Below are 24,106 nucleotides of genomic sequence, written 5' to 3' on the forward strand. Positions count from 1 at the left end.
GCATCAGCGAAGCGTTAGTCGTTGCGCGAGATGAACGTTGGTATATATAATTTCATCTTATGAAACGGTTGGCGAGACGGGGCTCGCCATGCCGGTAGCCGAGATCATGGGACCTTGATGGCTCGCACCTTGCAGGGCGCCGCAAGACTGGCAATTGATCCGCAGATGATCGCAGTCGTGGCGATGCATCGGCAGCCATGACGCTGACCTTCCCGGCATATTCCACCGTCACCGAAATTCAGCATCATTTCGCCTGCGCCGGCTTCAGCCGCGACGTGGCGGCAACGGTCTTGCGCAACGACCAGCCTTTCGGGAACAATCAAGAAAAGACGCAAGAAGGGAACGACCGATAACCGTCACAGCTTGAAGGAGAACAAGCAATGCCATTTCGCAGTGTGATTTCGAAACTCTCGATGGGAGCCCTGGCCCTTGCCGCGGCAAGCGCAATAAGTCCGATCGCCCAGGCCGCCGCACCCGAATCCAACGACCCGATCAAGATCGCGCTGTTCGACTGGACCAGCGTCAACCTGAACGCCAAGATCCTCGGCGGCATCCTGGAAAAGCTCGGCTATACCGTTGAATACCCGACCGCCGACTACCTCTCCAGCCTGACCACCGGCCTGACCAATGGCGACCTCGATGTCGGCCTGGAATTCTGGGACACCACCGCCGGCGAAGCCATGAAGGCCTCCGATGCGACCGGCCAGACCGAACGTCTCGGCAAGCTCGGACCGAAAGCCAAGGAAGAGTGGTGGTTTCCCGAATACATGAAAGAGAAATGCCCGGGCCTGCCCAACTGGGAAGCGCTGAAGGACCCGAAATGCGCCGAGGCCTTCTCGACGGCGGAGACTGCACCGAAGGGTCGCTATCTCGGCGGTCCGGTGACCTGGGAAGGCTTTGACGACGAGCGCGTCGCGGCGCTGAAACTGCCCTTCACCGTGATCCACGCCGGCACCGACGCGGCGATGTTCGCGGAACTCGATTCAGCCTATCAGCGCAAGGCGCCGATCATGCTGTGGATCTATTCGCCGCATTGGGCGCCGGCCAAATACAAGGGCGAATGGGTGCAATTCCCCGAATACACGCCCGAGTGCTACAACGATCCGAAATGGGGCGTGAACCCAGACGCCAAGTATGACTGCGGCAAGCCGCATGGCGAAATCTGGAAATATGCCTGGAACGGCATGAAGGACAAATGGCCGGTCGCCTACAAGGTTGCCAAGGCCTATACGATCGACACCGACGAACTCAACAAGATGAGCGGCGAGATCGACCTTGACGGCAAGACGCCGGAGGACGTCGCCGCCGCCTGGATCGCTGCGCACGAAGCCGACTGGAAAGCCTGGGCGCAGTAATCGTTTCGACTGGAAAAGCGAGACCCGGCTGTCTGATCGGCCGGGTCTCAAATCTTGATGTTCCAGAAGGACGATTGGATGACGGACAGGACTGAACAGGGGTCGGCTCGACCGGGCACGGATGACCGCCCGGTAAAACTTGCCTGCCGCAATGTGTGGAAGCTGTTCGGCGCGAACGCGGCCAGTTTCATCCGCGAGCACGACGGCAAGGCCAGCTTGGCCGATGTCACGGCCGCCGGATTGGTCGGCGCGGTGCGGGCCGTCGACCTCGAAATCCGCCAGGGCGAAATCTTCATCATCATGGGCCTCTCGGGTTCCGGCAAATCGACCCTAGTGCGCTGCATGTCGAGACTGGTCGAGCCGAGCCACGGCAAGGTCGAGTTCGAAGGCAAGGACCTGCTGAAGATTTCCGACGCGGCACTGATCGAACTCAGGCGCCATCGCATGGGCATGGTGTTCCAGAACTTCGCGCTGCTGCCCCACCTCAACGTGCTGGACAACATCGCCTTTCCGCTCAGCATTCAGGGCCAGGACCGGCCGACACGCGAGGCGCGCGCCCGCGAGGTCATCGAACTCGTCGGCCTGCGTGGCCGCGAACATTTCTATCCGCGCGAGCTTTCCGGCGGCCAGCAGCAGCGTGTCGGCATCGCCCGCAGCCTGGCGACAAAACCGGAGATCTGGTTCCTCGACGAGCCGTTCTCCGCGCTCGATCCGCTGATCCGCCGCGAGATGCAGGATGAGTTGATGCGGCTGCAGACCATGCTGCACAAGACCATCGTCTTCATCACCCATGATTTCGACGAGGCGATCAGGCTCGCCGACCGTATCGCCATCATGAAAGACGGCGAGGTCATCCAGACCGGCACGCCGGAAGAACTGGTGGTCAATCCGGCGACCGACTATGTCGCCGAATTCACCCGCGACGTCGACCGCGCCAAGGTGATCTCGGCGCGCAGCCTGATGCGCGCCTGCGACGGCACGGAGCATGGCGGGACGGTGGCGCCGGAGGCCAAGATCGCCAGTTTTTCCGCCAGCATCGTTTCCGCCGGCAAGCCGTTCGCGGTGGTCAACGGCACCGGCAAGCCAATCGGTGAAGTCACACCGCAAGCGGTGATCGACCTTTTGGCCGGCATCGAACATGCGGGAACCGGCGCATGACGGTGACGGCAAGCGCCAGCGAGCCGAGGCCACCGCTTCAGCGGTGGCTGCTGGTCTGGGCGGCGGCACTTGCCGCCGTGCTGGTGGTGTTCCTGCTGCAGGACAGCGTTCCCTGGGCTGTCAACTATCCGGCCAACGCGATCGTCCCCGTCGCAGACTGGGTCAGCGCGCTGATGGGCTGGATCAAGTCGAACCTGTCGTGGCTGACCCGCTCGATCACCGCGGTGCTGGGCGTGCCGCTCGACTTCGCGCTCAATCTGCTCGCCAAGAACTTCAAGATCGGCCACGGCGCGGACGCCTTCACGCTGCCACGCCTGTCCTGGGTCGGGGTGTGTGCTGTCGCCTTCCTCGCCGGCTATGCCGTGGGCGGTCGCAAACTCAGCCTGCTGGTCGGCGGCTGTTTCCTCTACATCGCGCTGTTCGGCCAATGGACCAGCGCCATGCTGACGCTGGCGCTGATTTCCATCGCCGTGCCGTTCTGCATCGTCACCGGCCTGTTCGCCGGGATCTGGGCCTGGCGCAAGCCTTGGGCGGAAAGGCTGATCGTCTCCCCTGCCCTCGACCTGATGCAGACGATCCCGACCTTCGCCTACCTCATCCCGATGCTGCTGCTGTTCGGCAACAGCCCGGTATCGGCGATGATCGCCACCGCCATTTTCGCCACGCCACCGATGGTGCGGGCGACGATGCTCGGCCTGACGCGGGTGCCGCTGGAGATCGGCGAATTCAGCGACATGGCCGGCTGCACGGCGCGGCAGAAACTGTGGCGGGTACTGCTGCCCTCGGCGCGGCCGACGTTGATGGTCGGCGTCAACCAGGTGATCATGCTGGCGCTGAACATGGTGATCATCGCCTCGATGATCGGCGCCGGCGGCCTCGGCTACGATGTGCTTCTGGCGCTGCGCGCGCTGAAGGTCGGTGAGGCCATGGAAGCCGGGCTCGCCATCGTCGCGCTGGCCATCGCGCTCGACCGGCTGAGCCAGGCCATCGCGCACAAGCAGGCAAAGGGCTATGTTCATCAGGCGGCGAACCCGAGCTTCTGGCGGCGCTACCCCAATCTGACGCTGGCCATCGCCATCCTTGCCGTCACCACGCTGCTCGGCCTGTTCGTGCCGGCTTTCGCGGCGGTGCCGAAGGCCATCACCTTCACCACCGCGCCGCTGTGGAAGGCGGCGGTGAACTGGGTGACGATCAACTTCTTCGATGCGATCGAAGCCTTTCGCGTGGCGCTGATCCTCAACGTGCTGAACCCGCTGCGTGCCTTCTGTGAAGGCTTTCCATGGCTTGGGGCGGTGTTCCTGCTCGGCCTCGCCGGCTATCAGCTCTCAGGTCCGCGCCTTGCCGCCCTGGTCGCGGCACTGACCGCCTTCTGCGCCGTCACCGGGCTGTGGGAAAAAACCATGGCGACTGTCTATCTCTGCGGCATCTCGGCCTTCATCGCCTGCCTGATCGGCATCCCGATCGGACTGATGGCGGCGCGCAGCGACCGCTTCGAGAAGATCGTCACCCCGATCATCGACACGCTGCAGGTGCTGCCGTCCTTCTGCTTCATCATTCCGGTGGTGATGTTGTTCAGGGTCGGCGACGTCACCGCCATGATCGCAACCATCGCCTTCGCCGTGGTGCCGGCCATCCGCTACACCAATCACGGCATCAGGCAGGTGTCGCCGGCATTGATCGAGGCGGCCAAGGTGTCGGGCTGCACGCCGCGCCAGACCTTCTTTCGCGTGCAATTGCCGCTGGCGCTGCCGGAGATCATGCTCGGCGTCAACCAGACCATCCTGATGGCGCTGGCGATGATCATCATCTGCGCCATGGTCGGCACGCGCGACCTCGGCCAGGAGGTGTTCATCGCGCTGTCCAAGGCCGATTCCGGCCGTGGCATTGTCGCGGGCCTCGCAATAGCCTTCATCGGCATCGTCGCCGACCGGCTGTTCAACGCCTGGACGGCGAAAGCGCGGGCAAGGCTGGGATAGGGCAGGACGATGCGCCGCGGCCTACTCCGCCGCGACGCCCTTCACCTCGAGATAGCTCTCCATGGAATCGTCCAGCGCCTGCAGCCACGGCGTATGATGCAGCGGCGCCATGGTGCCGGTCATCAGCGAGCGATAGGCGTGATCGCGGAAGCTCATGATGTCTTCCACCTTGTGGTGTTCCCATTCCATGAAGGTCTGGTTGACCGCCTCGACATCGAAGCCGGGATAGTCGGTCTGGTCCATCAGTTCCTTGGTGTAGTCGCCCTGGAACCAGATCATCTGCTCGGCGTCCTCCAGCGTCTCCTCCCGCGCCCGCCACTTGGCACTGTGTTCAGCCATCGCCTTGGCCGAGGGAAGCTTGATGCGGCCCATGATGACATCCCGCGCGAACCAGGCCTGCGCGTCGAACATGTTGAAAGTGTAGAACTGGTCCTGCATGCCGATATAGGACAGCTTCGGATTCTTCTCCCACACCACGCCTTCATAGAGGTCGAGCGGCCACATGCGGTTGGCGGTCTTGAGCTTCAGGTCGTCGGTGAGGAAGGGGAAGGAATGCAGATAACCGGTGCACAGGATGATGGCGTCGACATCCTTGGTGGTGCCGTCCTTGAAGTGCGCGGTCTTGCCGACGACTTTCTGCAGCAGCGGCACCTCTTTCCAATTCTCCGGCCATTTGAAGCCCATCGGCTTGGAGCGGTAGCTGGAGGTGATCGACTTGGCGCCGTATTTGTAGCATTGCGAGCCGATATCCTCGGCCGAATAGGAGCGGCCGATGATCAGGATGTCCTTGCCCTTGAATTCCATCGCGTCGCGGAAATCATGGCTGTGCAGGATGCGGCCGTTGAAGGTCGAGAAACCCTCGAAGTACGGCACATTGGGCACCGAGAAATGCCCGGAGGCGACGACGACATTGTCGAATTCTTCGGAATAGGTGACGTCGTTGGTGCGGTCATGCGCGGTGACGGTGAATTTCCTGGTCTCGTCGGAGAAGGTGACCATGCGCACCGGGCTGTTGAAGCGCACCCATTTGCGCAGCCCCGATTTCTCGACCCGGCCCTTGATGTAGTCCCACAGCACGGCGCGCGGCGGGTAGGAGCCGATCGGCCGGCCGAAATGCTCCTCGAATGTATAGTCGGCGAATTCCAGGCATTCCTTGGGTCCGTTCGACCAGAGATAACGGTACATCGAACCGTGCACGGGGTCGCCATGTTCGTCGAGGCCGGTGCGCCAGGTGTAGTTCCACAGGCCGCCCCAGTCGGACTGCTTTTCGAAGCAGACGATTTCGGGAATCTCGGCGCCCTTGTCGGCAGCCGACTTGAAGGCCCTGAGCTGTGCCAGGCCGGACGGTCCGGCTCCGATGACGGCAACGCGAGTTTTCATTTCCAGGCCTCCTTTTTTGATTTCCCCAGCGAAACAAATTTCACTGGGAGTGACAGTAATTGGCCCTTCCGTGCTGTCAACAGACATCTGCTGGAACGGCATTTGCGCGCAACGGATTCCTGGCGAAAAACCTGCGGCGATTGCAATCGCCGAGCCGGCACATGCGACACAAGATGGCTTGCCGTCGCGGTTGCGCTCATGTATCGGCACCTGAGGTGTTCACCGTGAGTGAAATAAATCCTGAGGTTGCGGGGCGAGATGGCAAAGACAATTTCCGATTCGAAGGCCGGTTCTGGTCCAGCAAAAGCCAAGCCGTTGCCAAAGGTCTCCGCGGACGGAAAGACCATCCGCGCGCCGCTGACGCAGAACCCGCACGCCATCCGCGACACACGCGAGAAAGTGCTGGAGGTCGCGATCGGCCGCGAGGTGCGGGCGTTCCGCAAGAAGCTCGGCATCACCGTCGCCGATCTGGCGGTCGCCACCGACATTTCGCTGGGTATGCTGTCGAAGATCGAGAACGGCATCACCTCGCCGTCGCTGACCACCTTGCAGGCGCTGTCACGGGCGCTCGGCGTTCCCGTCACCGCCTTCTTCCGCCGCTTCGAGGAAGAGCGAAGTGCTGTCTTCGTCAAAGCCGGCGAAGGCCTTGATGTCGAGCGCCGCGGCACGCGTGCCGGTCACCAGTACAATCTGCTCGGCCATATCGGCTCCAACACCAGCGGCGTCGTCGTCGAGCCCTATCTGATCACCCTGACCGAGGACTCCGACGTGTTCCCGACCTTCCAGCATGAAGGCATGGAGTTCCTCTATATGCTGGAAGGCGAGGTCGTTTACCGGCACGGCAGCAACCTCTACCCGATGAAGCCCGGCGACAGCCTGTTCTTCGACGCCGACGCGCCGCACGGACCGGAGCAGCTGACGAAACTGCCGATGCGGTATCTGTCGATTATTTGCTACCCGCAGAACAGCGCTGGTTAGCTAATCTCCCCCGTTGTGGGGGAGATGTCCGGCAGCTTCGCGGGCAGTTCAATCCGGCCCAAAACCCGGGCTGGTCGCACTCCCGTCATCCAGCCTCGACAGCCACTCCACCAACGTCGGCCTGTAGCGCGTCAGACCCTTGTAGGAGGCGAGTTCCTCGGGCAGGTCGCGGATCACCCGGTGGAGGCGCCGCGCCCATTTCGGCTGCGTCACCAGTTCGTCCATCTTGATCAAATAGCAGCGGATCGGAAAGACGATGCCGTTGGAGCGCGGCAGCCGCCAAAAACTTTGCAGCTCGACGCGCAGATGCACCTTGTCGCCGACATTCTCCGGCGTCACGGTTGTCCGGTCCGGACCCCATTTGTGATAATTCTCCGGGCTGGTGTCGAGGCGCGGATTGATGGTCATCGTCCAGTTGAGACGACGCGCCGGCTTGCCCTGCTGGATGTTGGTGAGGAACTTCAGCGCCCTGACGAAGATGCCCTTCTCATGCGCCAGCGGCACCGGCGCGTGCCATTCGAAGAAGTTCATGCCGATGTCGAAATCGAGCGACCAGTCGGCCTGGGTGGTGACCATGCCGGCATCCATCCACAGATTGCCGTCGCGCTGGTCGAGGATGCAGAAATCGCCCTGGCTCTGCCTCGTGATATATTCCATCGGGCCGTAAGGCAGCGTCGAGGTGTCGCCGAAGGTGAAGGTATCGTCGATGCCGAGCGGCCGGTTGATCCAGCGCCAGCGGTCACCGTCGCGCGTCAGCGTGAAATGCTCGGGATAGCCGAGCGCCTGCTGCTCCATCAAAAGCTCAAGCAGGTCCCAGCCGGCCAGCGTCATGTGCGGCAGTGACTGGCAGCGCAGCGGATCCTCGGCCAGCACCAGTGCGCGGTCCTGCATCTCCGCGACATAGTGCTCGTCGACGTCGATCAGGTTCTCGAGCACGCTGCCCTTCGGGCCGACGACATGCGGCTCGATGTTGACGGCATACATGTAGGCGTCTTCATGGAACGGAAACGGGAACCGCCTGATATGCTCCGGGCTGTTCCTGAAGGTGAAATCGTCGCGGAACGTTTCCTTGCGAAAGGTGATGCCCATGATTTCCTCCTACCGCTCCAGCACCAGCGACCGGCCCTCGAAGCGCGACACGCACGGCATGATCTTGCAGCCGGAGCGATGGTCTTCCTCGCTCAGCCAGTGGTCGTTGTGGATGAACTTGCCATCGTAGGAGATGACGTTGGTCTCGCACTGGCCGCAGACGCCGCCGCGGCAGAGATAGGGCGGATCCACGCCGGCCGCCTCGATGGCCTCCAGCAGGCTCTGCTGTTCGCCGACGCGGATCGTCTTGCCGCTGACGGCCAGCGTCACGTCGAAGGGCAGTCCCGGCTGGGGTGCCGCGAAATGCTCGAAATGCACGGCCTCCGACGGCCAGCCCAGGCTTGCCGCGCGGTCGCGCACCCAGTTGATCATGCCGGCCGGGCCACAGACATAGAGATGCGTGCCGAGCGGCTGCGTCGACAGCAGCCGGTCGAGGTCGATGCGCTCGTCACGGTCGTCATGGTAGAGCCTGATGCGCCTGTCGTAACGCTCCCGCAGCACATCGGCATAGGTGCCGAGCGAGGCTGTGCGGCAGGTGTAGTGCAATTCGAAATTGCCGCCCTCCCCGGCCAGCTGCGCGGTCTGCGCCATGAAGGGTGTGATGCCGATGCCGCCGGCAAGCATCAGGTGTTTCTTTGCGCGCAGGTCGAGCGAGAACAGATTGACCGGATAGCTGATCACCATCTCCAGCCCCGGCTTGACCGACCTGTGCATGAACAGCGAGCCGCCGCGGCCGACATCGTCGCGGCGCACCGAGATGGTGTATTCGCGCGTGTCGAGCGGCGAGCCCATTAGCGAATAGGGATTGAGCCGGGTGCGATCGCCGTCGCGCATCTCGACCACGACATGGGCGCCGCCGGAAAAGGTCGGCAACATCTGCCCGTCGCGCCGGCGGAAATGGAAGCGGGTGACCAGTTCGTTGACCGGAACGACGTCGCTGACCACGACATTGAGCTTGGTGGTGCCGGTGCTCATGGGAAGGCCTCCTCCATCGGAGGAATCTCGGAGCGATCCTCGGCATTGATGCACACGCCCTGGAAAGCGGCGAGGCGCCTGGAATAATGATCGCGCACCAGAAGCAGCAGCCCACAATGCGAACAGGTGGCGGGCTGCGTCGTCACGTTTTCGGTGATGCCTTTGCAGTGCACGCATTGCATGCGCCGCGCCAGGGAACCGCGATGCTCGGTCTGCATGGAGGTATGATCGATGCCGGCTTCGAGCGCGACCTGCATGGCCTGGCCGATCAGCCCTTCGGTGCCGGCGAGGTATAGGCGCAGGCCCATATGGGCATTGGCCAGCGTCTGCTTCAGCCGTGGCAGCAGGCTGGCGAAGGACGGTGCCTGATGAAACTGCGCCGGCTTCAGCGCTTCGAGGACGGCGACGTGCTTGCCGTCGGGGCCCGGGATGAAGACGATCTCGGCGCCGTCGAAGAAGCCGGGCGGAGCCGTCTTTGCCATATCAAGGATCGCCAGCGCACCTTCCGCATCGGCGATGAAAAGATGATGCTTGCCGGGCTGCGGAGACAGGGTTCCGTAAATGGGCCGGCTGATGATCGTCTTGGCTGCCATTCTCTCTAGATCAGTTGGAGCATGATCTTGGACAAACGAAACTGTTTGTCCGAGAAAACCGGTTCCCACTTTTCGGGATCATGCTCTAGTGCCTTAAAACCCCTCGCTGCTTATGATGCCTCAACCCTTGGCGGTGCGCTTGGTCTTTTTGGGATCGTCGAAAGGCAAGGGCTGCGCCGTCGCCTTGATCGATCCGCTCTTGTTGCGGATCTCGAGCTTGGTGTCCTTGACCGCACAGTCGACGTCGAGGCGGGCGATGCCCATCGATTTCTTGACCAGCGGCGAATACATGGCACATGTCACCACGCCGACCTTTTTGCCGTCGCGATAGACCGGTGCGCCTTCATCGGCGGGCTCCTTGCCGTCGAGCAGCACGCCATAGATCTTGAAGCGCTCCTTGCCCTTCAGCCGGTAGTGTTCCTCGGCCCCACGGAAGCCGGTCTTGCCGGGGCTGACCGTGAAGTCGAGGCCGAGCTCCCACAGCGTGTCGCCGGGGCCTTCGTCCTCGAACGGATATTTTTGCGAATTATCGTACGGGTAGAAAAGCAAGTAACTTTCGACACGCAGCATATCGAGCGTGGTGAAGCGGCACGGAATGATGCCGGCGCTCTTGCCCTCATCGAGAATCCTGTCCCAGATCGTGCCGGCATCCTGGCCGCGGCAGAAGATCTCGTAGCCGCGTTCGCCGGTGTAACCGGTACGCGAGATCATGACCGGGAAACCGAACAGTTGCGTCTGCATATGATGGAAATAGTTGAGATCGCGGATACCGGGCACATGCTTGGCCAGATAATCGACCGCGGTTGGTCCCTGCAGCGACAGATCGTGCAGATTGTCGTCAAAGCGAAGCGAGACATCGCGGCCCATCGCGGCGCGCTGCAATTCCTCATGGCCGGTGCCCGAACCATGCACCACCATCCAGCTGTTCGGGCCGGTGCGGTAAAGGATGCAGTCGTCGGTGAATTTTCCCGCCTCGTTCAGCATGCAGGCATAGGCCGACTTGCCCGGATAGATCTTTTCCACGTCGCGTGTGGTGGCGAGGTCGATGAGGTGCGAGGCATGCGGCCCTGATATGTGAACCTTCTTGAGCCCCGACACATCCATCAGACCGGCCTTGGTGCGGATGGCGATGTACTCTTCGTCGGCGTCCTTGTCGTAGGTCCAGGCGGTCCCCATGCCGCTCCAGTCTTCGAGCTTCGAACCCAGCGCGCGGTGGCGATCCGCCAGGGTCGAAAATCTCCAGGATGCCGTCATCCGCTCGTCCTCCGTTCAAAAATCCACTGTTCCCTGCTCCTTGGCGCGGGGGCCGGAGCTTTGGCTTGAATATTGACCGCAAACGCGGGAGAGCCGCAATCCCCTGAAAGCAAATAATTTCATTGTCAGGCAAAATTGGCCGTCCCGAGCAAATGGTTAACCCAACGTAAATTCATCTTGACAATTGCGGGAAACGGTCTGAATTTATGAAAAAAATTTCACTCTCTTGAAAGAGAGCGGCGCGCGGAGGATTTCGGAACCGGGCGCCCGGAAAAGGGGAAAAACCGATGTCAGACCTGCAGCAGCGCATCGAAGCGCTGTACCGTTCCGACTTGCGCGGAGCCGCGTTGCTGATCATCTGCCTGTGGGCGACGATCCTCTTCGTGCTCTTCATGACATGGCCGTACATTCCGCACGACGGCATCAAGGCCGTCGTCGCGATTGCCGCCGCCGCCGTGCTGATCTTCAACACGGCCGCGATCCTGGCGATGGTCAAGCACTACAAGGAAGACAAGGACTTCATCTACGGTCTCGACATCAAGAACGCCGACGCGTCCCGCAACCGCAAGTCCTGAGGGGTACAACGCATGTCCCGCTATACACCGCCGGAGCAGAGCAAGGCCGGCCAGGTTTTCGACATCGTGGTCGTGGTGGTCGCCATTTTCGTGGCGCTGTGGCTGCCGCTGAAACTGGGCCTTGCCGGAGCCGCCAAATCCATCGACGCGCTCGACGCCAAGACTTGGGAAGCGCTTGGCCAGAACCCGACAATGGCCTCGATCTGGGAAAAGCTCGGCTACACGCCCGAGACCGCGCACGACATCATCCAGAACCGTTTCCACTACGTCATCGACTGGCCGACGCTGATCATCATGGCGGCGGTACTGATCGGCTATTTCGTCTTCCTGTTCCGTGCATCCGATCGCGAATATCGCGAAGTCATCAACGAGAAATTCGACGACAAGTAAAAGTTCTGGCGACGAGTCATCGGGGACACGATCATGTGGATGGCACTTTCTTACGCAAGCTGGGGCATCTCGATCTTGCTCGCACTGTGGATGCTCTACGACTGGTTCAAGGTCGATACGACCTATTCCGAGGACGTTCTGACCTCGTCACGCGAAGGCGAGCTTGAAGCCGTTTCCGAAAAACACCGGATCTGAGTGGGGATTGAACGATGACGGTCGCGCTTGAAACGGCAGAAACGGTAGTGCATGGCGACAGGGTCTCGCTGCTCAGGGTGCTTGGCCCTTCCCATGTCTGGGCGCTCGGCGTGGGTATCGTTCTGGTGGGCGAATTCACCGGCTGGAATTTTGCCGCGGACAAGGGCGGCACGCTGGCGGCTCTAATCGTCTGCTGGATCGTCGGGCTGCTCTACACCTCGGTCGCCATGATCGATTCCGAGGTGACGTCGACAGTTGCCGCCGCCGGAGGCCAGTACGCGCAGGCAAAGCACATCGTCGGGCCGTTGATGGCATTCAACGTCGCGCTGTTCCTGGTCTTCGCCTACACCATGCTGGAGGTTTCGGACGCGATCCTGCTCGGCGATACGATCGTCGCCAAGGCGGGGGTCGAGGGGCTGAACCACAATGCCTTCATCGCCGCGACCATCGTCGTGCTGGCCTGGCTCAATTACCGCGGCGTGCTGATGACCCTCAACGTCAACTTCGTCATCACCGCCATCGCCTATGTCTCGATCGTCATCCTGTTCTTCTCGGTCAGCCCGTGGACGCAAGGTGCCGTGCTGAAGCTGAACGAACTGGTCACCCCCGCCAATGCGCTGCCCTATGGCTGGATCGGCGTCATCGCCGCCTTCCAGTTCGGCATCTGGTTCTATCTGGGCATCGAAGGCACCACACAGGCCGCCGAGGAAGTTCGCTCGCCGGCCCGCTCCCTGCCCTACGGCACCATGGCCGGCATGATCACGCTTCTGATCGCCGCCGCCATGACCTGGTATGTCTGTGCCTCGCTGATGCCCTGGGAGTATCTCGGGATCACCTACTACCCGCTGTGGGACGCCGGCAGGCTGACCGGCAGCCCGCTGCTCGAGAACCTGCTGTTCTTGGCCACGCTGCTCGCGGCCCTGGCATCGGCCAATGGCTGCATCAACGACGCGGCACGCGCCTGGTTCTCGCTCGGCCGTGACCGCTATCTGCCGAGCTGGTTCTCGGCCGTGCATCCCAAATACCGCACGCCTTACCGGTCGATCCTGTTCCTGCTGCCGATCGCGCTCGCCTTCGCCTTTATCGCCGACCTCAACCAGGCGATCACCTTCTCGATCCTGTCAGGCGTGCTGCAATACACTTTCATGAGCATCAATATCATGATGTTCCGCAAGAAGTGGCCGCTCGGCACGATCCGCCGCGGCTATACGCATCCCTTCCATCCGCTGCCGGCAATCGTGCTGTTCTGCCTGTGCGTGGTGACCTTCTTCGCCATCTTCCTCGGTTTCGGTTCGCAGCTGAGCGCCATGGTCGCCTTCTACTTCCTGATCTCGCTTTGGTTCCACTTCTACCGCTACAAATTCGTGCGGCGTGGCGACCAGTTCACCATGCCCTGGCCGAAACCGCAGGGCTATTGATGGGAGTAGGCTCGCCCGGATCCGGGTGAGCCTGGCATGACAAAATGTCCGAAGTGACATCAGCACTGTTCGCCGGGGTCATTGTCCTGGCGCTTGTCCTCCATCTTGCGTGGCTGGCGCGTCGCAGTCGCAACAGGGTCTTGGCGGCGCTTGCCGCCGAGGAGGCCGCCATCCGAACCGTCATCGCCGATGCGGCCAATGTTTCCGACGGCACCGCCGGTGTCATCACCTGGGAAGGATCGTGGAGCGGCCAGCACGTTCAACTGCGCACCATCGTCGATACGCTGGCGACAAGAAAACTCCCGGCGCGCTGGCTCAGCGTTTCGATCACCGAAAAGGTCGCGGTGCAAGCCACGTTCGACATGATGATGCGGCCGGGCTCGCCGACGACCTTCTCCAATTTCGACCATCTCCAGCATACGCTGCCCAAGGCTCCGGGATTTCCAGCCGAGGCGGTGCTGCGAACCGACCGTCGAGGCACGCGTTTCCCGCAAGGCATCATCGCCGACCACCTGGAGCCTTTTTCGGAAGGGCGCGCCAAGGAACTGTTGATCACCCCCGGCGGCGTGCGCATCGTCTGGCTGCTGGCCGAGGCCGAGCGGGCGCGCTACGGCGTTTTCCGGCAGGCCGCGTTTGGCGACGCACGGATCGATCCGACGCTTGTTCAGCGGCTGCTCGTCTCCCTCTCTGCGCTGCGCGACGCCATCAACCGCAGCGAACGGCAAGCCGCATGACCAGTTCCAACCCGCAGCCGGCGCCGGTAAACCCTTATCTCGTCCTGGGTTCGGCAATCGTGCTGCCCGCAAGCGGCCATGTCATTCTGGGCGTGCCGGTGCGCGGGCTGCAGTTTCTGTTCTTCATGGTGATCCTGGCCTGGGTGACCGTCAGGGTCGCGCCGCCAGATGCCGGCTTCATCGGCCGTCACGCCGGTGGCTTCCTGATCTATGCCCTGTCGATCCTCGACGCCTACAAGCTCGCCCGCATCCGTCACGCCCGGTGGGTTCACAATGCCGTGCAGGACAGCGATAATTCGCATGGCGGCATTGCGCCGCATACGTAACTAGAGGAAAATTTTTTTCATATGATTGAATTCGAGCAACGCATTCGGTACATCATCTCTTAGCTACAAACGATCTCTTAGCTAGAAACGCCGGGAGGCTGACATGTGTGGAATTGTCGGACTGTTTTTGAAGGACAAGTCGCTGGAGCCGAAGCTCGGCGCGATGCTGTCGGAGATGCTGGTGTCGCTCAGCGATCGCGGGCCGGACAGTGCCGGCATCGCCATCTATGGCGCGCCCTCCAGGAATGAAGCCAAGATCACCATCCAGTCGGCAACGCCGGCGCGCGATTTTCGCGACCTCGATACCGAGCTTGCCAAAGCGATCGGTGTGCCGGTGAGCATCGCGGTGAAGTCGACCCATGCCGTCGTCAGGACAGCGCCTGCCAAGATCGACGAGGCGCGCGAGGCGATCCAGGCGCTGCGCCCCGACATCCGCATCATGGGCGCCGGCGACGTGGTCGAGATCTACAAGGAAGTCGGTCTGCCGGAGGCGGTCGTCGATCGCTTCGATGTCCGCAAGATGGCAGGCACGCATGGCATCGGCCACACCCGCATGGCGACGGAATCGGCGGTGACGACGATGGGCGCGCATCCGTTCTCGACGGGCGCCGACCAGTGCCTGGTGCACAATGGTTCGCTCTCCAACCACAACAATGTCCGCCGCGAACTGGTTCGCGAAGGCATGAAATTCGAGACCGAGAACGATACCGAGGTCGCCGCCGCCTACCTCTCCTCGCAGATGGCGCATGGCAAGAATCTCGGCGAAGCGCTGGAAGGCACGCTTTCCGACCTCGACGGCTTCTTCACTTTCGTCGTCGGCACCAAGAATGGCTTCGGCGTGGTGCGCGACCCGATCGCCTGCAAGCCCGCCGTCATGGCCGAAACCGACCAGTATGTCGCCTTCGGCTCGGAATATCGCGCGCTGACCAAGCTGCCCGGCATAGACAATGCGAGGGTCTGGGAACCGGAACCCGCAACCGTCTATTTCTGGGAGCATTGAGTTCATGCCGGCAACCAAACTTTCGAAGGCAGCAACGCAAGACCACGCCTCCCGAATCTTCGATCTCGATGTGTCGTCGCTGCGCGAGCTCAACCAGGCGCTGCACAATCTGGCTCCGGGCTCGAATGAAACGGCATGGGAAGTGCTGCACCCGAAGGGCAGCCATTCGGTCGCCGTCGGGGTCGACCAGCCTGTTGCCATCGATGTGCGTGGCAGCGTTGGCTACTACTGCGGCGGCATGAATTCCGGCAGCACCATTACCGTGCATGGCTCGGCGGGACCCGGCGTGGGCGAGAACATGATGTCGGGGTCGATCATAGTGAAAGGCGATGCCAGCCAGTATGCCGGGGCAACCGGCAAGGGCGGCCTGCTGGTCATCGAGGGCAACGCGTCGTCGCGCTGCGGCATTTCGATGAAGGGCATCGACATCGTCGTGCACGGCAATATCGGCCACATGTCAGCCTTCATGGCGCAGTCTGGCAATCTGGTGGTGCTGGGCGATGCCGGCGATGCGCTGGGCGATTCCATCTACGAGGCGCGGCTGTTCGTGCGCGGCAAGGTCGACAGCCTGGGTGCCGACTGCATCGCCAAGGAGATGCGGCCCGAGCATCTCGAGTTGCTGCAAGGCCTGCTCGACCGCGCCGGCGTCACCGGCGTCAAGCCGTCGGAGTTCAAGCGCTACGGCTCGGCGCGCACGCTCTACAATTTCAATATCGACAACGCCGACGCGTATTGAGGCAGCATGACCTATCGCAACCCGCCGACGACGCCGCGCAAATCCGCGACCTTCGACGACTACACGCTTTCCGAAATCCGCCGTGCCGCGGCGACCGGTATCTATGACATCCGGGGCGCCGGCGCCAAGCGCAAGCTGCCGCATTTCGACGACCTCTTGTTCCTCGGCGCCTCGATCTCGCGCTATCCGCTCGAAGGCTATCGCGAGCGCTGCGACACATCAGTCGTACTCGGCTCGCGCCACGCCAAGAAGCCGATCGAGCTGAAGATCCCGATCACCATCGCCGGCATGAGCTTTGGTTCGCTGTCGGGCCCGGCCAAGGAAGCGCTTGGGCGCGGCGCGACGCTGTCAGGCACCTCGACCACGACGGGCGATGGCGGCATGACCGAGGAGGAGCGCGGCCATTCCAAGCAACTGGTCTACCAATATCTGCCGTCGCGCTATGGCATGAACCTGCGCGACCTGCGCCGCGCCGACGCCATCGAAGTCGTTGTCGGCCAGGGCGCCAAGCCGGGCGGCGGCGGTATGCTGCTTGGCCAGAAAATCTCCGACCGCGTCGCCGAGATGCGCACGCTGCCGAAAGGCATCGACCAGCGCTCGGCCTCGCGCCATCCCGACTGGACCGGCCCGGACGATCTCGAGATCAAGATCCTCGAACTGCGCGAGATCACCGACTGGGAAAAGCCGATCTACGTCAAGGTCGGCGGCGCCCGCCCCTATTACGACACGGCGCTCGCCGTGAAGGCCGGCGCCGATGTCGTCGTCGTCGACGGCATGCAGGGCGGCACGGCTGCAACGCAGGAAGTGTTCATCGAGAATGTCGGCCAGCCGACGCTTGCCTGCATCAGGCCGGCGGTGCAGGCACTCCAGGATCTCGGCATGCACCGCAAGGTGCAGTTGATCGTCTCCGGCGGCATCCGCAACGGCGCCGATGTCGCCAAGGCGCTGGCGCTCGGTGTCGATGCCGTCTCGATCGGCACGGCAGCCCTGGTCGCGCTCGGCGACAACGATCCCCGCTGGGAGGCGGAGTACAACGAACTCGGCACCACGGCCGGCGCCTATGACGACTGGCACGAGGGTCGCGACCCCGCCGGCATCACCACGCAGGATCCCGAACTGATGAAGCGGGTCGATCCGGTGGCCGCCGGCCGCCGGCTCGCCAACTACCTCAAGGTGATGACGCTCGAGGCGCAGACCATCGCCCGCGCCTGCGGCAAGAACAGCCTGCACAACCTCGAGCCCGAGGATCTCGTCGCGCTCACCATCGAAGCCGCCGCCATGGCTGGCGTACCGCTGGCCGGCACCAACTGGATACCGGGGAAGAACGGCTTCTAGCACATCACAAAATCCATAAGCGAGGGAACTACATAATGGGGAACGATCTCGCCGCATTCGCCAAGGAGAACGGCGTCAAATATTTCATGATCTCCTACACCGACCTGTTCGGTGGCCAGCGCGCCAAGCTGGTGCCGGCGCAAGCCATCGCCGACATGCAAAAGGACGGCGCCGGCTTCGCAGGGTTTGCTACCTGGCTCGATCTGACGCCGGCGCATCCGGACATGCTGGCGGTGCCGGATCCGGATTCGGTCATCCAGTTGCCATGGAAGCCCGACGTCGCCTGGGTCGCCGCCAACTGCATCATGGACGACAAGGAGGTCGACCAGGCACCACGCAACACGCTGAAGCGGCTGATCGCGGAGGCTGCCGGCGACGGCATGCATGTGAAGACCGGCGTCGAGGCCGAATTCTTCCTCATCTCCCCGGACGGCAGCGTCATCTCCGACAAGTACGACACGGCCTCAAAGCCCTGCTACGACCAGCAGGCCGTGATGCGCCGCTACGACGTCATCGCCGAGATCTGCGATCACATGCTGGCGCTGGGCTGGGGGCCCTACCAGAACGACCACGAGGACGCCAACGGCCAGTTCGAGATGAACTGGGCCTTCGACGATGCGCTCGCGACCGCCGACAAGCACTCGTTCTTCAAGTTCATGGTCAAGTCGGTGGCCGAGAAGCACGGCCTGCGCGCCACCTTCATGCCAAAACCCTTCCAGGGCCTGACCGGCAATGGCTGCCATGCTCATATCTCGGTGTGGGACAAATCGGGCAAGACCAATGTCTTTGCCGACAATTCGATGGAACTCGGCCTGTCGGCCAAGGGCAAGAATTTCCTCGGCGGCATCATGAAGCATGCCTCCGCGCTTGCCGCGATCACCAACCCGACGGTCAACTCCTACAAGCGCATCAACGCCCCGCGCACGATCTCCGGCGCGACCTGGGCGCCGAACACCGTCACCTGGACCGGCAACAACCGCACCCACATGGTGCGTGTGCCAGGCCCCGGCCGCTTCGAACTGCGCCTGCCGGACGGCGCGGCCAACCCTTATCTGTTGCAGGCCGTCATCATCGCCGCCGGCCTCGACGGCATCCGCTCGAAGGCCGATCCGGGCAAGCGCTACGACATAGACATGTACCAGTTCGGCCATACGGTGAAGGGCGCGCCGAAGCTGCCGCTCAACCTGCTTGACGCGCTGCGCGAGTTCGACAAGGACAAATCGCTGAAGACGGCGCTGGGTGAGGAATTCTCGTCGGCTTACCTAAAGCTGAAGCACCAGGAATGGAATTCCTATGCTTCGCACTTCACGCAATGGGAGCGCGACCACACGCTGGACATCTAGAAGCATCGGACCGAAAAGTGCGGAGCGGTTTTCGGTTGAATCCGATGCGTTAAGAAAAGGTCCCAGCGGTGCGAGCGGCCTCGGAATGAACTGATGAAATACTCGATCTTCTCGCTCGCACGTGCCGCCCTTTCCGGCCACAAGAACTGGCAGCGTACCTGGCGCGACGCCACGCCGAAGGATCGCTATGACGTGGTGATCGTCGGCGGTGGCGGCCATGGCCTGGCCACCGCCTGGTTCCTTGCCAGCGAATACGGCATCCGGAACGTCGCGGTGCTGGAAAAGGGTTGGATCGGCTCCGGCAATGCCGGCCGCAACACCACCATCATCCGCTCCAATTATGGCCTGCCCGGCAATACCGGCTTCTACGAACTGTCGATGAAGCTGTGGGAGCGGATGGAGCAGGACCTCAACTACAATTCGATGGTCAGCCAGCGCGGCGTGATCAACCTCTACCATTCGGACGCGCAGCGCGACGCCTATGCGCGGCGCGGCAACACCATGCGCATCAACGGCATCGACGCCGAACTGCTCGACCTCGCGGCGGTCAAGAAGATGATGCCGTTCCTGAATTTCGACAATGCGCGCTTTCCCGTGCAAGGCGGGCTGTTGCAGCGGCGTGGCGGCACGGCGCGGCACGACGCCGTGGTCTGGGGCTACGCCCATGCGGCGAGCGGGCTCGGCGTCGACATCATCCAGAATTGCGAGGTGACAGGCTTTGTCAGGGACGCCAACGGCAAGGTAACCGGCGTCGAGACCTCGCGCGGCAGGATCGGCGCCGGCAAGGTCGGCATGGCGGTCGCCGGCTCCTCGTCGCGCGTCGCTGCGATGGCGGGCCTGCGCCTGCCGATCGAAAGCCATGTGCTGCAAGCCTTCGTCTCCGAGGCGATCAAGCCGCTGATCCCAAACGTCATGACCTTCGGTGCCGGCCATTTCTACGTCAGCCAGTCGGACAAGGGCGGGCTGGTCTTCGGCGGCGACATTGACGGCTACAACTCCTATGCCCAGCGCGGCAATCTGCCCGTGATGGAAGACGTCTGCGAGGGCGGCATGGCGCTGATGCCGATGATCGGCCGCGTGCGCCTGCTGCGCCAGTGGGGCGGCATCATGGACATGTCCATGGACGGCTCACCCATCATCGACAAGACGCCGGTCGACGGCCTCTACTTGAACGCCGGCTGGTGCTATGGCGGCTTCAAGGCAACGCCAGGATCGGGCTTTGTCTTTGCCCATCTGCTGGCCCGCGACACGCCGCATGAGGAAGCCGCACGGTTCCGCCTCGATCGGTTCCGGACCGGCGCCATGATCGACGAAAAGGGCCAGGGCGCCCAACCGAACCTGCACTGAGGACGGCCAGAAAATCATGCGTATTGTCTGTCCCTTCTGCGGCGAACGCGAACTCGGCGAGTTCACCTATCTCGGCGATGCCAAACCGGTGCGGCCGGCGGCGGATGCCGGCGAGGACGCGGTCTTCGACTATGTCTATCTGCGCGACAACATCGCGGGTGTAATGAGCGAGAACTGGTACCATGGCGGCGGGTGCCGGGCCTGGCTGAAGGTCACGCGCAACACGCTGACGCATGAGATTTCCGCAGTCGAACCGGCGGCGGGCGCCGGTGCCGCGAAGGTTGGCGCGTGATGGCCGGCGCGCAGACAAACCGGCTGGATAATGGCGGTCTCATCGACCGTTCGGCGCCGCTCAACTTCCGCTTCGACGGCAAGAGCTTTTCCGGCTTCCAGGGCGACACTCTGGCGTCGGCGCTCGTTGCCAACGGCGTCAAGCTGGTCGGCCGCTCGTTCAAATACCATCGCCCGCGCGGCATCCTGACATCAGGCTCGGAAGAGCCCAACGCGCTGGTTGAACTGCGCACCGGCGCCAGGCGAGAGCCTAACACCAAGGCAACGACGGCCGAGCTCTATGAAGGGCTTGAGGCCGCCAGCCAGAACCGCTGGCCGTCGCTGCGCTTCGACGTCATGTCGGTCAACCAGCTGTTCGCGCCGATCTTCGTCGCCGGCTTCTACTACAAGACCTTCATGTGGCCGGCGAAGTTCTGGGAAGCGATCTACGAGCCGGCGATCCGCCGCGCCGCGGGCCTTGGGCGCGCCGCCGGTGTTGCCGATCCCGACCACTACGACAAGGCCTGGGCACATTGCGATGTGCTGATCGCAGGCTCCGGTCCGGCTGGCCTTGCGGCGGCACTTGCCGCCGGCCGCAGCGGCGCCCGCGTCATCCTGTGCGAAGAGGATTTCGCGCTCGGCGGCCGCCTGCTCTCGGATGGCGGCACGATCGATGGCCTGCCGGCCGCCGAATGGCTGTCGCGGACCGTGGCTGAGCTCACGGCAATGCCCGATGTCCGCATCATGACCCGCACGACGCTGTTCGGCGTCTATGATGGCGGCACCTATGGCGCGCTGGAGCGGGTCAACGACCACCTGCCCTCGCCGCCCGAACACCAGGTGCGTCAGCGGATGTGGCGGATCGTTGCGAAGCGCTGTGTCGTCGCGGCGGGCGCCATCGAACGGCCGATCGTCTTTGCCGGCAATGACACGCCCGGTGTGATGATGGCCTCGGCGATGCGCACCTATGTCAAGCGCTACGCCGCCACTCCCGCAAAACGCGTCGCGCTGTTCACCAACAATGAGGATGGCTGGCGCACGGTCGAGACCGCACTCGCAGCCGGGCTGCAGATCGCCGCGGTCATCGACGCACGGGCCGACGTCTCCCCCGCCCATCGCTCGCTTGCCTCCAAGGGCGGCTTCCCGGTGCTGCACGGCGCTGTCAGCGGCGTTGACGGTGGCAAGGATGGTGTGAGGAAAATCGCCGTGTCGCTGACCGGTGGCGCACGCGCCGAGGTCGAGGCCGACGGGCTTGCCGTTTCCGGTGGCTGGAATCCGGCGGTCGGGCTCACCTCGTATCATCGCGGCCGGCCAAAATGGCGCGACGACATCGCCGCCTTCGTCCCCGACGGCGCACCTCCCGGCATGGTCGCGGCGGGTGCGGCCAACGGGGATTTCGGCCTTAGCACCTGTCTGAGCCAGGGCTTTGCCGCCGGCGCGGCGGCGGCGCGTGATACAGGACATGAAGGCAAGGCAGGCACCGCGCCCGGCGCCGACGACGAGGCGTTCTCATTAGCGCCGCTCTGGCATGTCGCCGGCAAGGGCAAGGCCTTTGTCGACTACCAGCACGATGTCACCGCCTCCGACATCGAACTGGCGCAGCGCGAGGGTTTTGAATCGGTCGAGCATCTGAAGCGTTACACGACGCTCGGCATGGCGACCGACCAGGGCAAGACCTCGAATGTCGCCGGCCTCGCCATCATGGCTGATGTGAGCGGCCGCTCCATTCCCGAGACCGGCACGACGATCTACCGGCCGCCTTATGTGCCGGTCGCCATCGGTGCCTTTGCGGGCCATCATCGCGACGAGACTTTCCACGCCACAAGGCTGACGCCGTCGCATCACTGGGCAGCCGAACAGGGCGCCGTTTTCGTCGACACCGGCCTGTGGAAACGCGCGCAATGGTATCCGCGCGCCGGTGAGAAGGACTGGCTGGAATCGGTGACCCGCGAAGTCAAGGCGGTGCGCGGTGGCGTCGGCTTCTGCGATGTCTCGACGCTTGGCAAGATCGACGTGCACGGCCCGGATGCTGGCGCTTTCCTCGACCGCGTCTACATCAACACTTTCTCCAACCTCGCCGTCGGCAAGGCGCGCTACGGGCTGATGCTGCGCGAGGACGGTATCGTCTATGACGACGGCACGACGTCGCGGTTGGCCGAGGACCACTATTTCCTCACCACCACCACGGCGAAGGCCGGACTGGTGATGCAGCATCTCGAATATTGCCGGCAAGTGCTGTTCCCGGAACTCGACGTCCAGTTGACCTCGGTCTCCGACCAGTGGGCGCAGTTCTCCATTGCCGGACCGAAAACCCGCGATCTGCTGAAGGAGATCGTCGACCCGGCGGAAGACCTGTCGAATGAAGGTTTTCCGTTCATGGGCGCGCGCGAAGTCGCCTTGCGCGGCGGTATCAAGGCACGGCTGTTCCGCATCTCCTTCTCCGGCGAGATGGCGTTCGAGATTTCCGTGCCGGCACGCTACGGCGAAGCGATGGCGCCCAATCTGATGCTGGCCGGCAAACAATTCGGCGTCACGCCTTACGGCACCGAGGCGCTCGGCGTGATGCGCATTGAAAAGGGCCATGTCGCCGGGCCGGAACTGAGCGGCACGACGACGGCCGCCGACCTTGGCCTCGGCAAGATGATGTCCACCAAGAAAGACTTCATCGGCCGTGTCATGGCCGGGCGCGAGGCGCTGGTCGCGCCGGATCGTCAGGTCGTCGTCGGCGTCAAGCCCACGGACAGAGCGCGCCGGCTGCGCTCCGGTGCGCACATTATCCCGAAGGGGCAAACGCCCGGGCCAGGCAACGACCAAGGCTATATCACCTCGGTCTGCTTCTCGCCCACATCAGACCAGTGGATCGGGCTGGCGCTTGTCGAGCGCGGCCGCGAACGCATTGGCGAGATCGTCCATGCGCATGACCCGATACGCGGCGAAGACTATGATGTCGAACTGTGCAATCCCGTCTTCTACGATCCGGATGGAGGGCGCCAGCGTGGCTGAGTTTTCCTGGGACATCCGCAGCCCGCTCCACCGCGCGCTCGTGTCGGGTGCTTATGGCGCACGTGGCGATGCCGGCGTGTTGCTGACCGAGATCCGCAATTTCGACCTCGTCCAGGTGATGGCGCGGCGCGGCAAGGCAGCCGACATGGCCAAGGCCGCGAAGAGCAGGTTCGGCGTTGCCGCTCCGGAAACGCCGAACGCGATCGCGGCGGCGGACGCAACACTGATCTGGTCGGGACCGGATCAGTTTTTCATCCTGTCGCAGGGCAGCAGGCATGGGACGGGAGCGCTTGCGCCTGCCTTTGCCGCATCGACGTCGCTGTCCGACCAATCGCATGCGCGCGTGCTGATCAGCATCTCCGGCGCCAAGGCACGCGCAATGCTGGCCAAGCTGTCTTCGATCGATCTGCATCCCGATACGTTCGCGGTTGGGGCGGCTGCCGCGGCCTCGATGGATCACACCAGCGTCACGCTCTGGCGCGGCAATGATCGAGATGGATTGGCGGTGTTCAACCTTCTGGTGTTTGCGACTTTCGCCGAAAGCCTGTGGCACACGATGCTGGATTCCGCTGCTGAATATGGCGTTGCTATCGGCCATTCCGAGGAACTGGCGTAGCGTCGGAGCGCGGCCCTTCCTTCTCCCCTTGTGGGAGAAGGTGGATCGGCGCGCAGCGCC

Annotated in this window: 24 protein-coding genes; 19 read left to right on the forward strand and 5 right to left on the reverse strand. The window is 63.0% G+C overall.

Annotation, left to right across the window (positions count from 1 at the left end; translation table 11 throughout):
- Window positions 1–197: 197 nt before the first annotated feature.
- From FJ977_RS35700 to FJ977_RS05070, 4 genes are all read left to right on the forward strand, one after another.
- Window positions 198–353: a hypothetical protein gene (locus FJ977_RS35700; protein ID WP_181179603.1), complete on the forward strand. Its 156-nt coding sequence runs from the start codon at window positions 198–200 to the stop codon at window positions 351–353.
- A gap of 27 nt (window positions 354–380) precedes the next feature.
- A complete protein-coding gene (locus FJ977_RS05060) occupies window positions 381–1,355 on the forward strand; it encodes an ABC transporter substrate-binding protein (protein WP_140769103.1) in 975 nt (324 codons plus the stop codon).
- 78 nt (window positions 1,356–1,433) lie between these two features.
- On the forward strand, window positions 1,434–2,513 hold the full coding sequence (locus FJ977_RS05065; protein ID WP_140769105.1) for a glycine betaine/L-proline ABC transporter ATP-binding protein: 1,080 nt from the start codon (window positions 1,434–1,436) through the stop codon (window positions 2,511–2,513).
- Window positions 2,510–4,489 carry an ABC transporter permease subunit gene (locus FJ977_RS05070; RefSeq protein ID WP_140769107.1) on the forward strand — a complete coding sequence of 660 codons (1,980 nt, stop codon included), beginning with the start codon at window positions 2,510–2,512 and terminating at the stop codon, window positions 4,487–4,489. The genes FJ977_RS05065 and FJ977_RS05070 overlap by 4 nt, the downstream gene beginning before the upstream one ends.
- Before the next feature lie 21 nt (window positions 4,490–4,510).
- Here FJ977_RS05070 and FJ977_RS05075 read toward each other — a convergent pair whose 3' ends face one another.
- Complete coding sequence (locus tag FJ977_RS05075; RefSeq protein WP_140769109.1) at window positions 4,511–5,869, reverse strand: NAD(P)/FAD-dependent oxidoreductase; 1,359 nt, start codon at window positions 5,867–5,869, stop codon at window positions 4,511–4,513.
- 258 nt (window positions 5,870–6,127) lie between these two features.
- Here FJ977_RS05075 and FJ977_RS05080 point away from each other — a divergent pair, with 258 nt between their 5' ends.
- Entirely contained in the window at window positions 6,128–6,847 is a 720-nt protein-coding gene (locus FJ977_RS05080) for an XRE family transcriptional regulator (protein ID WP_140769111.1), read from the forward strand.
- Window positions 6,848–6,895: 48 nt separating this feature from the next.
- Here FJ977_RS05080 and FJ977_RS05085 read toward each other — a convergent pair whose 3' ends face one another.
- The 4 genes from FJ977_RS05085 to FJ977_RS05100 form a co-directional block, all read right to left on the reverse strand.
- Window positions 6,896–7,936: a DUF3445 domain-containing protein gene (locus FJ977_RS05085; RefSeq protein ID WP_140769113.1), complete on the reverse strand. Its 1,041-nt coding sequence runs from the start codon at window positions 7,934–7,936 to the stop codon at window positions 6,896–6,898.
- A 9-nt stretch (window positions 7,937–7,945) separates the two neighbouring features.
- On the reverse strand, window positions 7,946–8,911 hold the full coding sequence (locus tag FJ977_RS05090; protein ID WP_140769115.1) for a PDR/VanB family oxidoreductase: 966 nt from the start codon (window positions 8,909–8,911) through the stop codon (window positions 7,946–7,948).
- Window positions 8,908–9,504 (reverse strand): dimethylamine monooxygenase subunit DmmA family protein, encoded by a 597-nt coding sequence (locus FJ977_RS05095; RefSeq protein WP_140769116.1) that lies wholly within the window; start codon window positions 9,502–9,504, stop codon window positions 8,908–8,910. The genes FJ977_RS05090 and FJ977_RS05095 overlap by 4 nt, the downstream gene beginning before the upstream one ends.
- A gap of 120 nt (window positions 9,505–9,624) precedes the next feature.
- The gene (locus tag FJ977_RS05100) at window positions 9,625–10,758 is read right to left on the reverse strand and encodes an aminomethyltransferase family protein (RefSeq protein WP_140769118.1); all 1,134 of its coding nucleotides are present in this window, start codon (window positions 10,756–10,758) and stop codon (window positions 9,625–9,627) included.
- 287 nt (window positions 10,759–11,045) lie between these two features.
- On the opposite strand from FJ977_RS05100, the gene FJ977_RS05105 reads away from it, so the two are divergent.
- The 14 genes from FJ977_RS05105 to FJ977_RS05170 all read left to right on the forward strand — a co-directional run bounded on the left by FJ977_RS05105 (window position 11,046) and on the right by FJ977_RS05170 (window position 24,046).
- Window positions 11,046–11,333 (forward strand): hypothetical protein, encoded by a 288-nt coding sequence (locus FJ977_RS05105; RefSeq protein ID WP_056564288.1) that lies wholly within the window; start codon window positions 11,046–11,048, stop codon window positions 11,331–11,333.
- A gap of 12 nt (window positions 11,334–11,345) precedes the next feature.
- Complete coding sequence (locus FJ977_RS05110; protein ID WP_140769120.1) at window positions 11,346–11,723, forward strand: hypothetical protein; 378 nt, start codon at window positions 11,346–11,348, stop codon at window positions 11,721–11,723.
- Between the two features lie 39 nt (window positions 11,724–11,762).
- Window positions 11,763–11,918 (forward strand): hypothetical protein, encoded by a 156-nt coding sequence (locus FJ977_RS05115; protein WP_181179683.1) that lies wholly within the window; start codon window positions 11,763–11,765, stop codon window positions 11,916–11,918.
- A 14-nt stretch (window positions 11,919–11,932) separates the two neighbouring features.
- On the forward strand, window positions 11,933–13,336 hold the full coding sequence (locus FJ977_RS05120) for an amino acid permease (protein ID WP_140769124.1): 1,404 nt from the start codon (window positions 11,933–11,935) through the stop codon (window positions 13,334–13,336).
- Between the two features lie 44 nt (window positions 13,337–13,380).
- A complete protein-coding gene (locus FJ977_RS05125) occupies window positions 13,381–14,070 on the forward strand; it encodes a hypothetical protein (RefSeq protein WP_181179606.1) in 690 nt (229 codons plus the stop codon).
- Window positions 14,067–14,396 carry a hypothetical protein gene (locus FJ977_RS05130; protein ID WP_140769126.1) on the forward strand — a complete coding sequence of 110 codons (330 nt, stop codon included), beginning with the start codon at window positions 14,067–14,069 and terminating at the stop codon, window positions 14,394–14,396. The genes FJ977_RS05125 and FJ977_RS05130 overlap by 4 nt, the downstream gene beginning before the upstream one ends.
- Window positions 14,397–14,499: 103 nt before the next feature.
- Window positions 14,500–15,396: a glutamine amidotransferase family protein gene (locus tag FJ977_RS05135; protein WP_140769128.1), complete on the forward strand. Its 897-nt coding sequence runs from the start codon at window positions 14,500–14,502 to the stop codon at window positions 15,394–15,396.
- 4 nt (window positions 15,397–15,400) lie between these two features.
- Entirely contained in the window at window positions 15,401–16,132 is a 732-nt protein-coding gene (locus tag FJ977_RS05140) for a GXGXG domain-containing protein (protein WP_140769130.1), read from the forward strand.
- A gap of 6 nt (window positions 16,133–16,138) precedes the next feature.
- Window positions 16,139–17,467 carry a glutamate synthase-related protein gene (locus tag FJ977_RS05145; RefSeq protein WP_010914750.1) on the forward strand — a complete coding sequence of 443 codons (1,329 nt, stop codon included), beginning with the start codon at window positions 16,139–16,141 and terminating at the stop codon, window positions 17,465–17,467.
- 35 nt (window positions 17,468–17,502) lie between these two features.
- Window positions 17,503–18,810 carry a type III glutamate--ammonia ligase gene (gene glnT / locus FJ977_RS05150; RefSeq protein WP_140769132.1) on the forward strand — a complete coding sequence of 436 codons (1,308 nt, stop codon included), beginning with the start codon at window positions 17,503–17,505 and terminating at the stop codon, window positions 18,808–18,810.
- 93 nt (window positions 18,811–18,903) lie between these two features.
- On the forward strand, window positions 18,904–20,157 hold the full coding sequence (locus FJ977_RS05155) for a sarcosine oxidase subunit beta family protein (protein ID WP_140769134.1): 1,254 nt from the start codon (window positions 18,904–18,906) through the stop codon (window positions 20,155–20,157).
- A gap of 16 nt (window positions 20,158–20,173) precedes the next feature.
- Complete coding sequence (locus FJ977_RS05160; RefSeq protein WP_140769136.1) at window positions 20,174–20,449, forward strand: sarcosine oxidase subunit delta; 276 nt, start codon at window positions 20,174–20,176, stop codon at window positions 20,447–20,449.
- On the forward strand, window positions 20,449–23,430 hold the full coding sequence (locus tag FJ977_RS05165) for a sarcosine oxidase subunit alpha (protein WP_140769138.1): 2,982 nt from the start codon (window positions 20,449–20,451) through the stop codon (window positions 23,428–23,430). The genes FJ977_RS05160 and FJ977_RS05165 overlap by 1 nt, the downstream gene beginning before the upstream one ends.
- Window positions 23,423–24,046: a sarcosine oxidase subunit gamma family protein gene (locus FJ977_RS05170; RefSeq protein WP_140769140.1), complete on the forward strand. Its 624-nt coding sequence runs from the start codon at window positions 23,423–23,425 to the stop codon at window positions 24,044–24,046. Before FJ977_RS05165 ends, FJ977_RS05170 begins: the two co-directional genes overlap by 8 nt.
- Window positions 24,047–24,106: the final 60 nt, after the last annotated feature.

Origin of the sequence: Mesorhizobium sp. B2-1-3A, assembly GCF_006442655.1 — a bacterium.
GTDB lineage: Bacteria > Pseudomonadota > Alphaproteobacteria > Rhizobiales > Rhizobiaceae > Mesorhizobium.

Excerpts from the sequence above, each read along its gene's own strand:
- FJ977_RS35700 (WP_181179603.1), top strand. The coding sequence starts at position 198 with ATGACGCTGACCTTCCCGGCATATTCCACCGTCACCGAAATTCAGCAT.
- FJ977_RS05060 (WP_140769103.1), top strand. The coding sequence starts at position 381 with ATGCCATTTCGCAGTGTGATTTCGAAACTCTCGATGGGAGCCCTGGCC.
- FJ977_RS05065 (WP_140769105.1), top strand. The coding sequence starts at position 1,434 with ATGACGGACAGGACTGAACAGGGGTCGGCTCGACCGGGCACGGATGAC.
- FJ977_RS05070 (WP_140769107.1), top strand. The coding sequence starts at position 2,510 with ATGACGGTGACGGCAAGCGCCAGCGAGCCGAGGCCACCGCTTCAGCGG.
- FJ977_RS05075 (WP_140769109.1), bottom strand. The coding sequence starts at position 5,869 with ATGAAAACTCGCGTTGCCGTCATCGGAGCCGGACCGTCCGGCCTGGCA.
- FJ977_RS05080 (WP_140769111.1), top strand. The coding sequence starts at position 6,128 with ATGGCAAAGACAATTTCCGATTCGAAGGCCGGTTCTGGTCCAGCAAAA.
- FJ977_RS05085 (WP_140769113.1), bottom strand. The coding sequence starts at position 7,936 with ATGGGCATCACCTTTCGCAAGGAAACGTTCCGCGACGATTTCACCTTC.
- FJ977_RS05090 (WP_140769115.1), bottom strand. The coding sequence starts at position 8,911 with ATGAGCACCGGCACCACCAAGCTCAATGTCGTGGTCAGCGACGTCGTT.
- FJ977_RS05095 (WP_140769116.1), bottom strand. The coding sequence starts at position 9,504 with ATGGCAGCCAAGACGATCATCAGCCGGCCCATTTACGGAACCCTGTCT.
- FJ977_RS05100 (WP_140769118.1), bottom strand. The coding sequence starts at position 10,758 with ATGACGGCATCCTGGAGATTTTCGACCCTGGCGGATCGCCACCGCGCG.
- FJ977_RS05105 (WP_056564288.1), top strand. The coding sequence starts at position 11,046 with ATGTCAGACCTGCAGCAGCGCATCGAAGCGCTGTACCGTTCCGACTTG.
- FJ977_RS05110 (WP_140769120.1), top strand. The coding sequence starts at position 11,346 with ATGTCCCGCTATACACCGCCGGAGCAGAGCAAGGCCGGCCAGGTTTTC.
- FJ977_RS05115 (WP_181179683.1), top strand. The coding sequence starts at position 11,763 with ATGGCACTTTCTTACGCAAGCTGGGGCATCTCGATCTTGCTCGCACTG.
- FJ977_RS05120 (WP_140769124.1), top strand. The coding sequence starts at position 11,933 with ATGACGGTCGCGCTTGAAACGGCAGAAACGGTAGTGCATGGCGACAGG.
- FJ977_RS05125 (WP_181179606.1), top strand. The coding sequence starts at position 13,381 with ATGTCCGAAGTGACATCAGCACTGTTCGCCGGGGTCATTGTCCTGGCG.
- FJ977_RS05130 (WP_140769126.1), top strand. The coding sequence starts at position 14,067 with ATGACCAGTTCCAACCCGCAGCCGGCGCCGGTAAACCCTTATCTCGTC.
- FJ977_RS05135 (WP_140769128.1), top strand. The coding sequence starts at position 14,500 with ATGTGTGGAATTGTCGGACTGTTTTTGAAGGACAAGTCGCTGGAGCCG.
- FJ977_RS05140 (WP_140769130.1), top strand. The coding sequence starts at position 15,401 with ATGCCGGCAACCAAACTTTCGAAGGCAGCAACGCAAGACCACGCCTCC.
- FJ977_RS05145 (WP_010914750.1), top strand. The coding sequence starts at position 16,139 with ATGACCTATCGCAACCCGCCGACGACGCCGCGCAAATCCGCGACCTTC.
- glnT (WP_140769132.1), top strand. The coding sequence starts at position 17,503 with ATGGGGAACGATCTCGCCGCATTCGCCAAGGAGAACGGCGTCAAATAT.
- FJ977_RS05155 (WP_140769134.1), top strand. The coding sequence starts at position 18,904 with ATGAAATACTCGATCTTCTCGCTCGCACGTGCCGCCCTTTCCGGCCAC.
- FJ977_RS05160 (WP_140769136.1), top strand. The coding sequence starts at position 20,174 with ATGCGTATTGTCTGTCCCTTCTGCGGCGAACGCGAACTCGGCGAGTTC.
- FJ977_RS05165 (WP_140769138.1), top strand. The coding sequence starts at position 20,449 with ATGGCCGGCGCGCAGACAAACCGGCTGGATAATGGCGGTCTCATCGAC.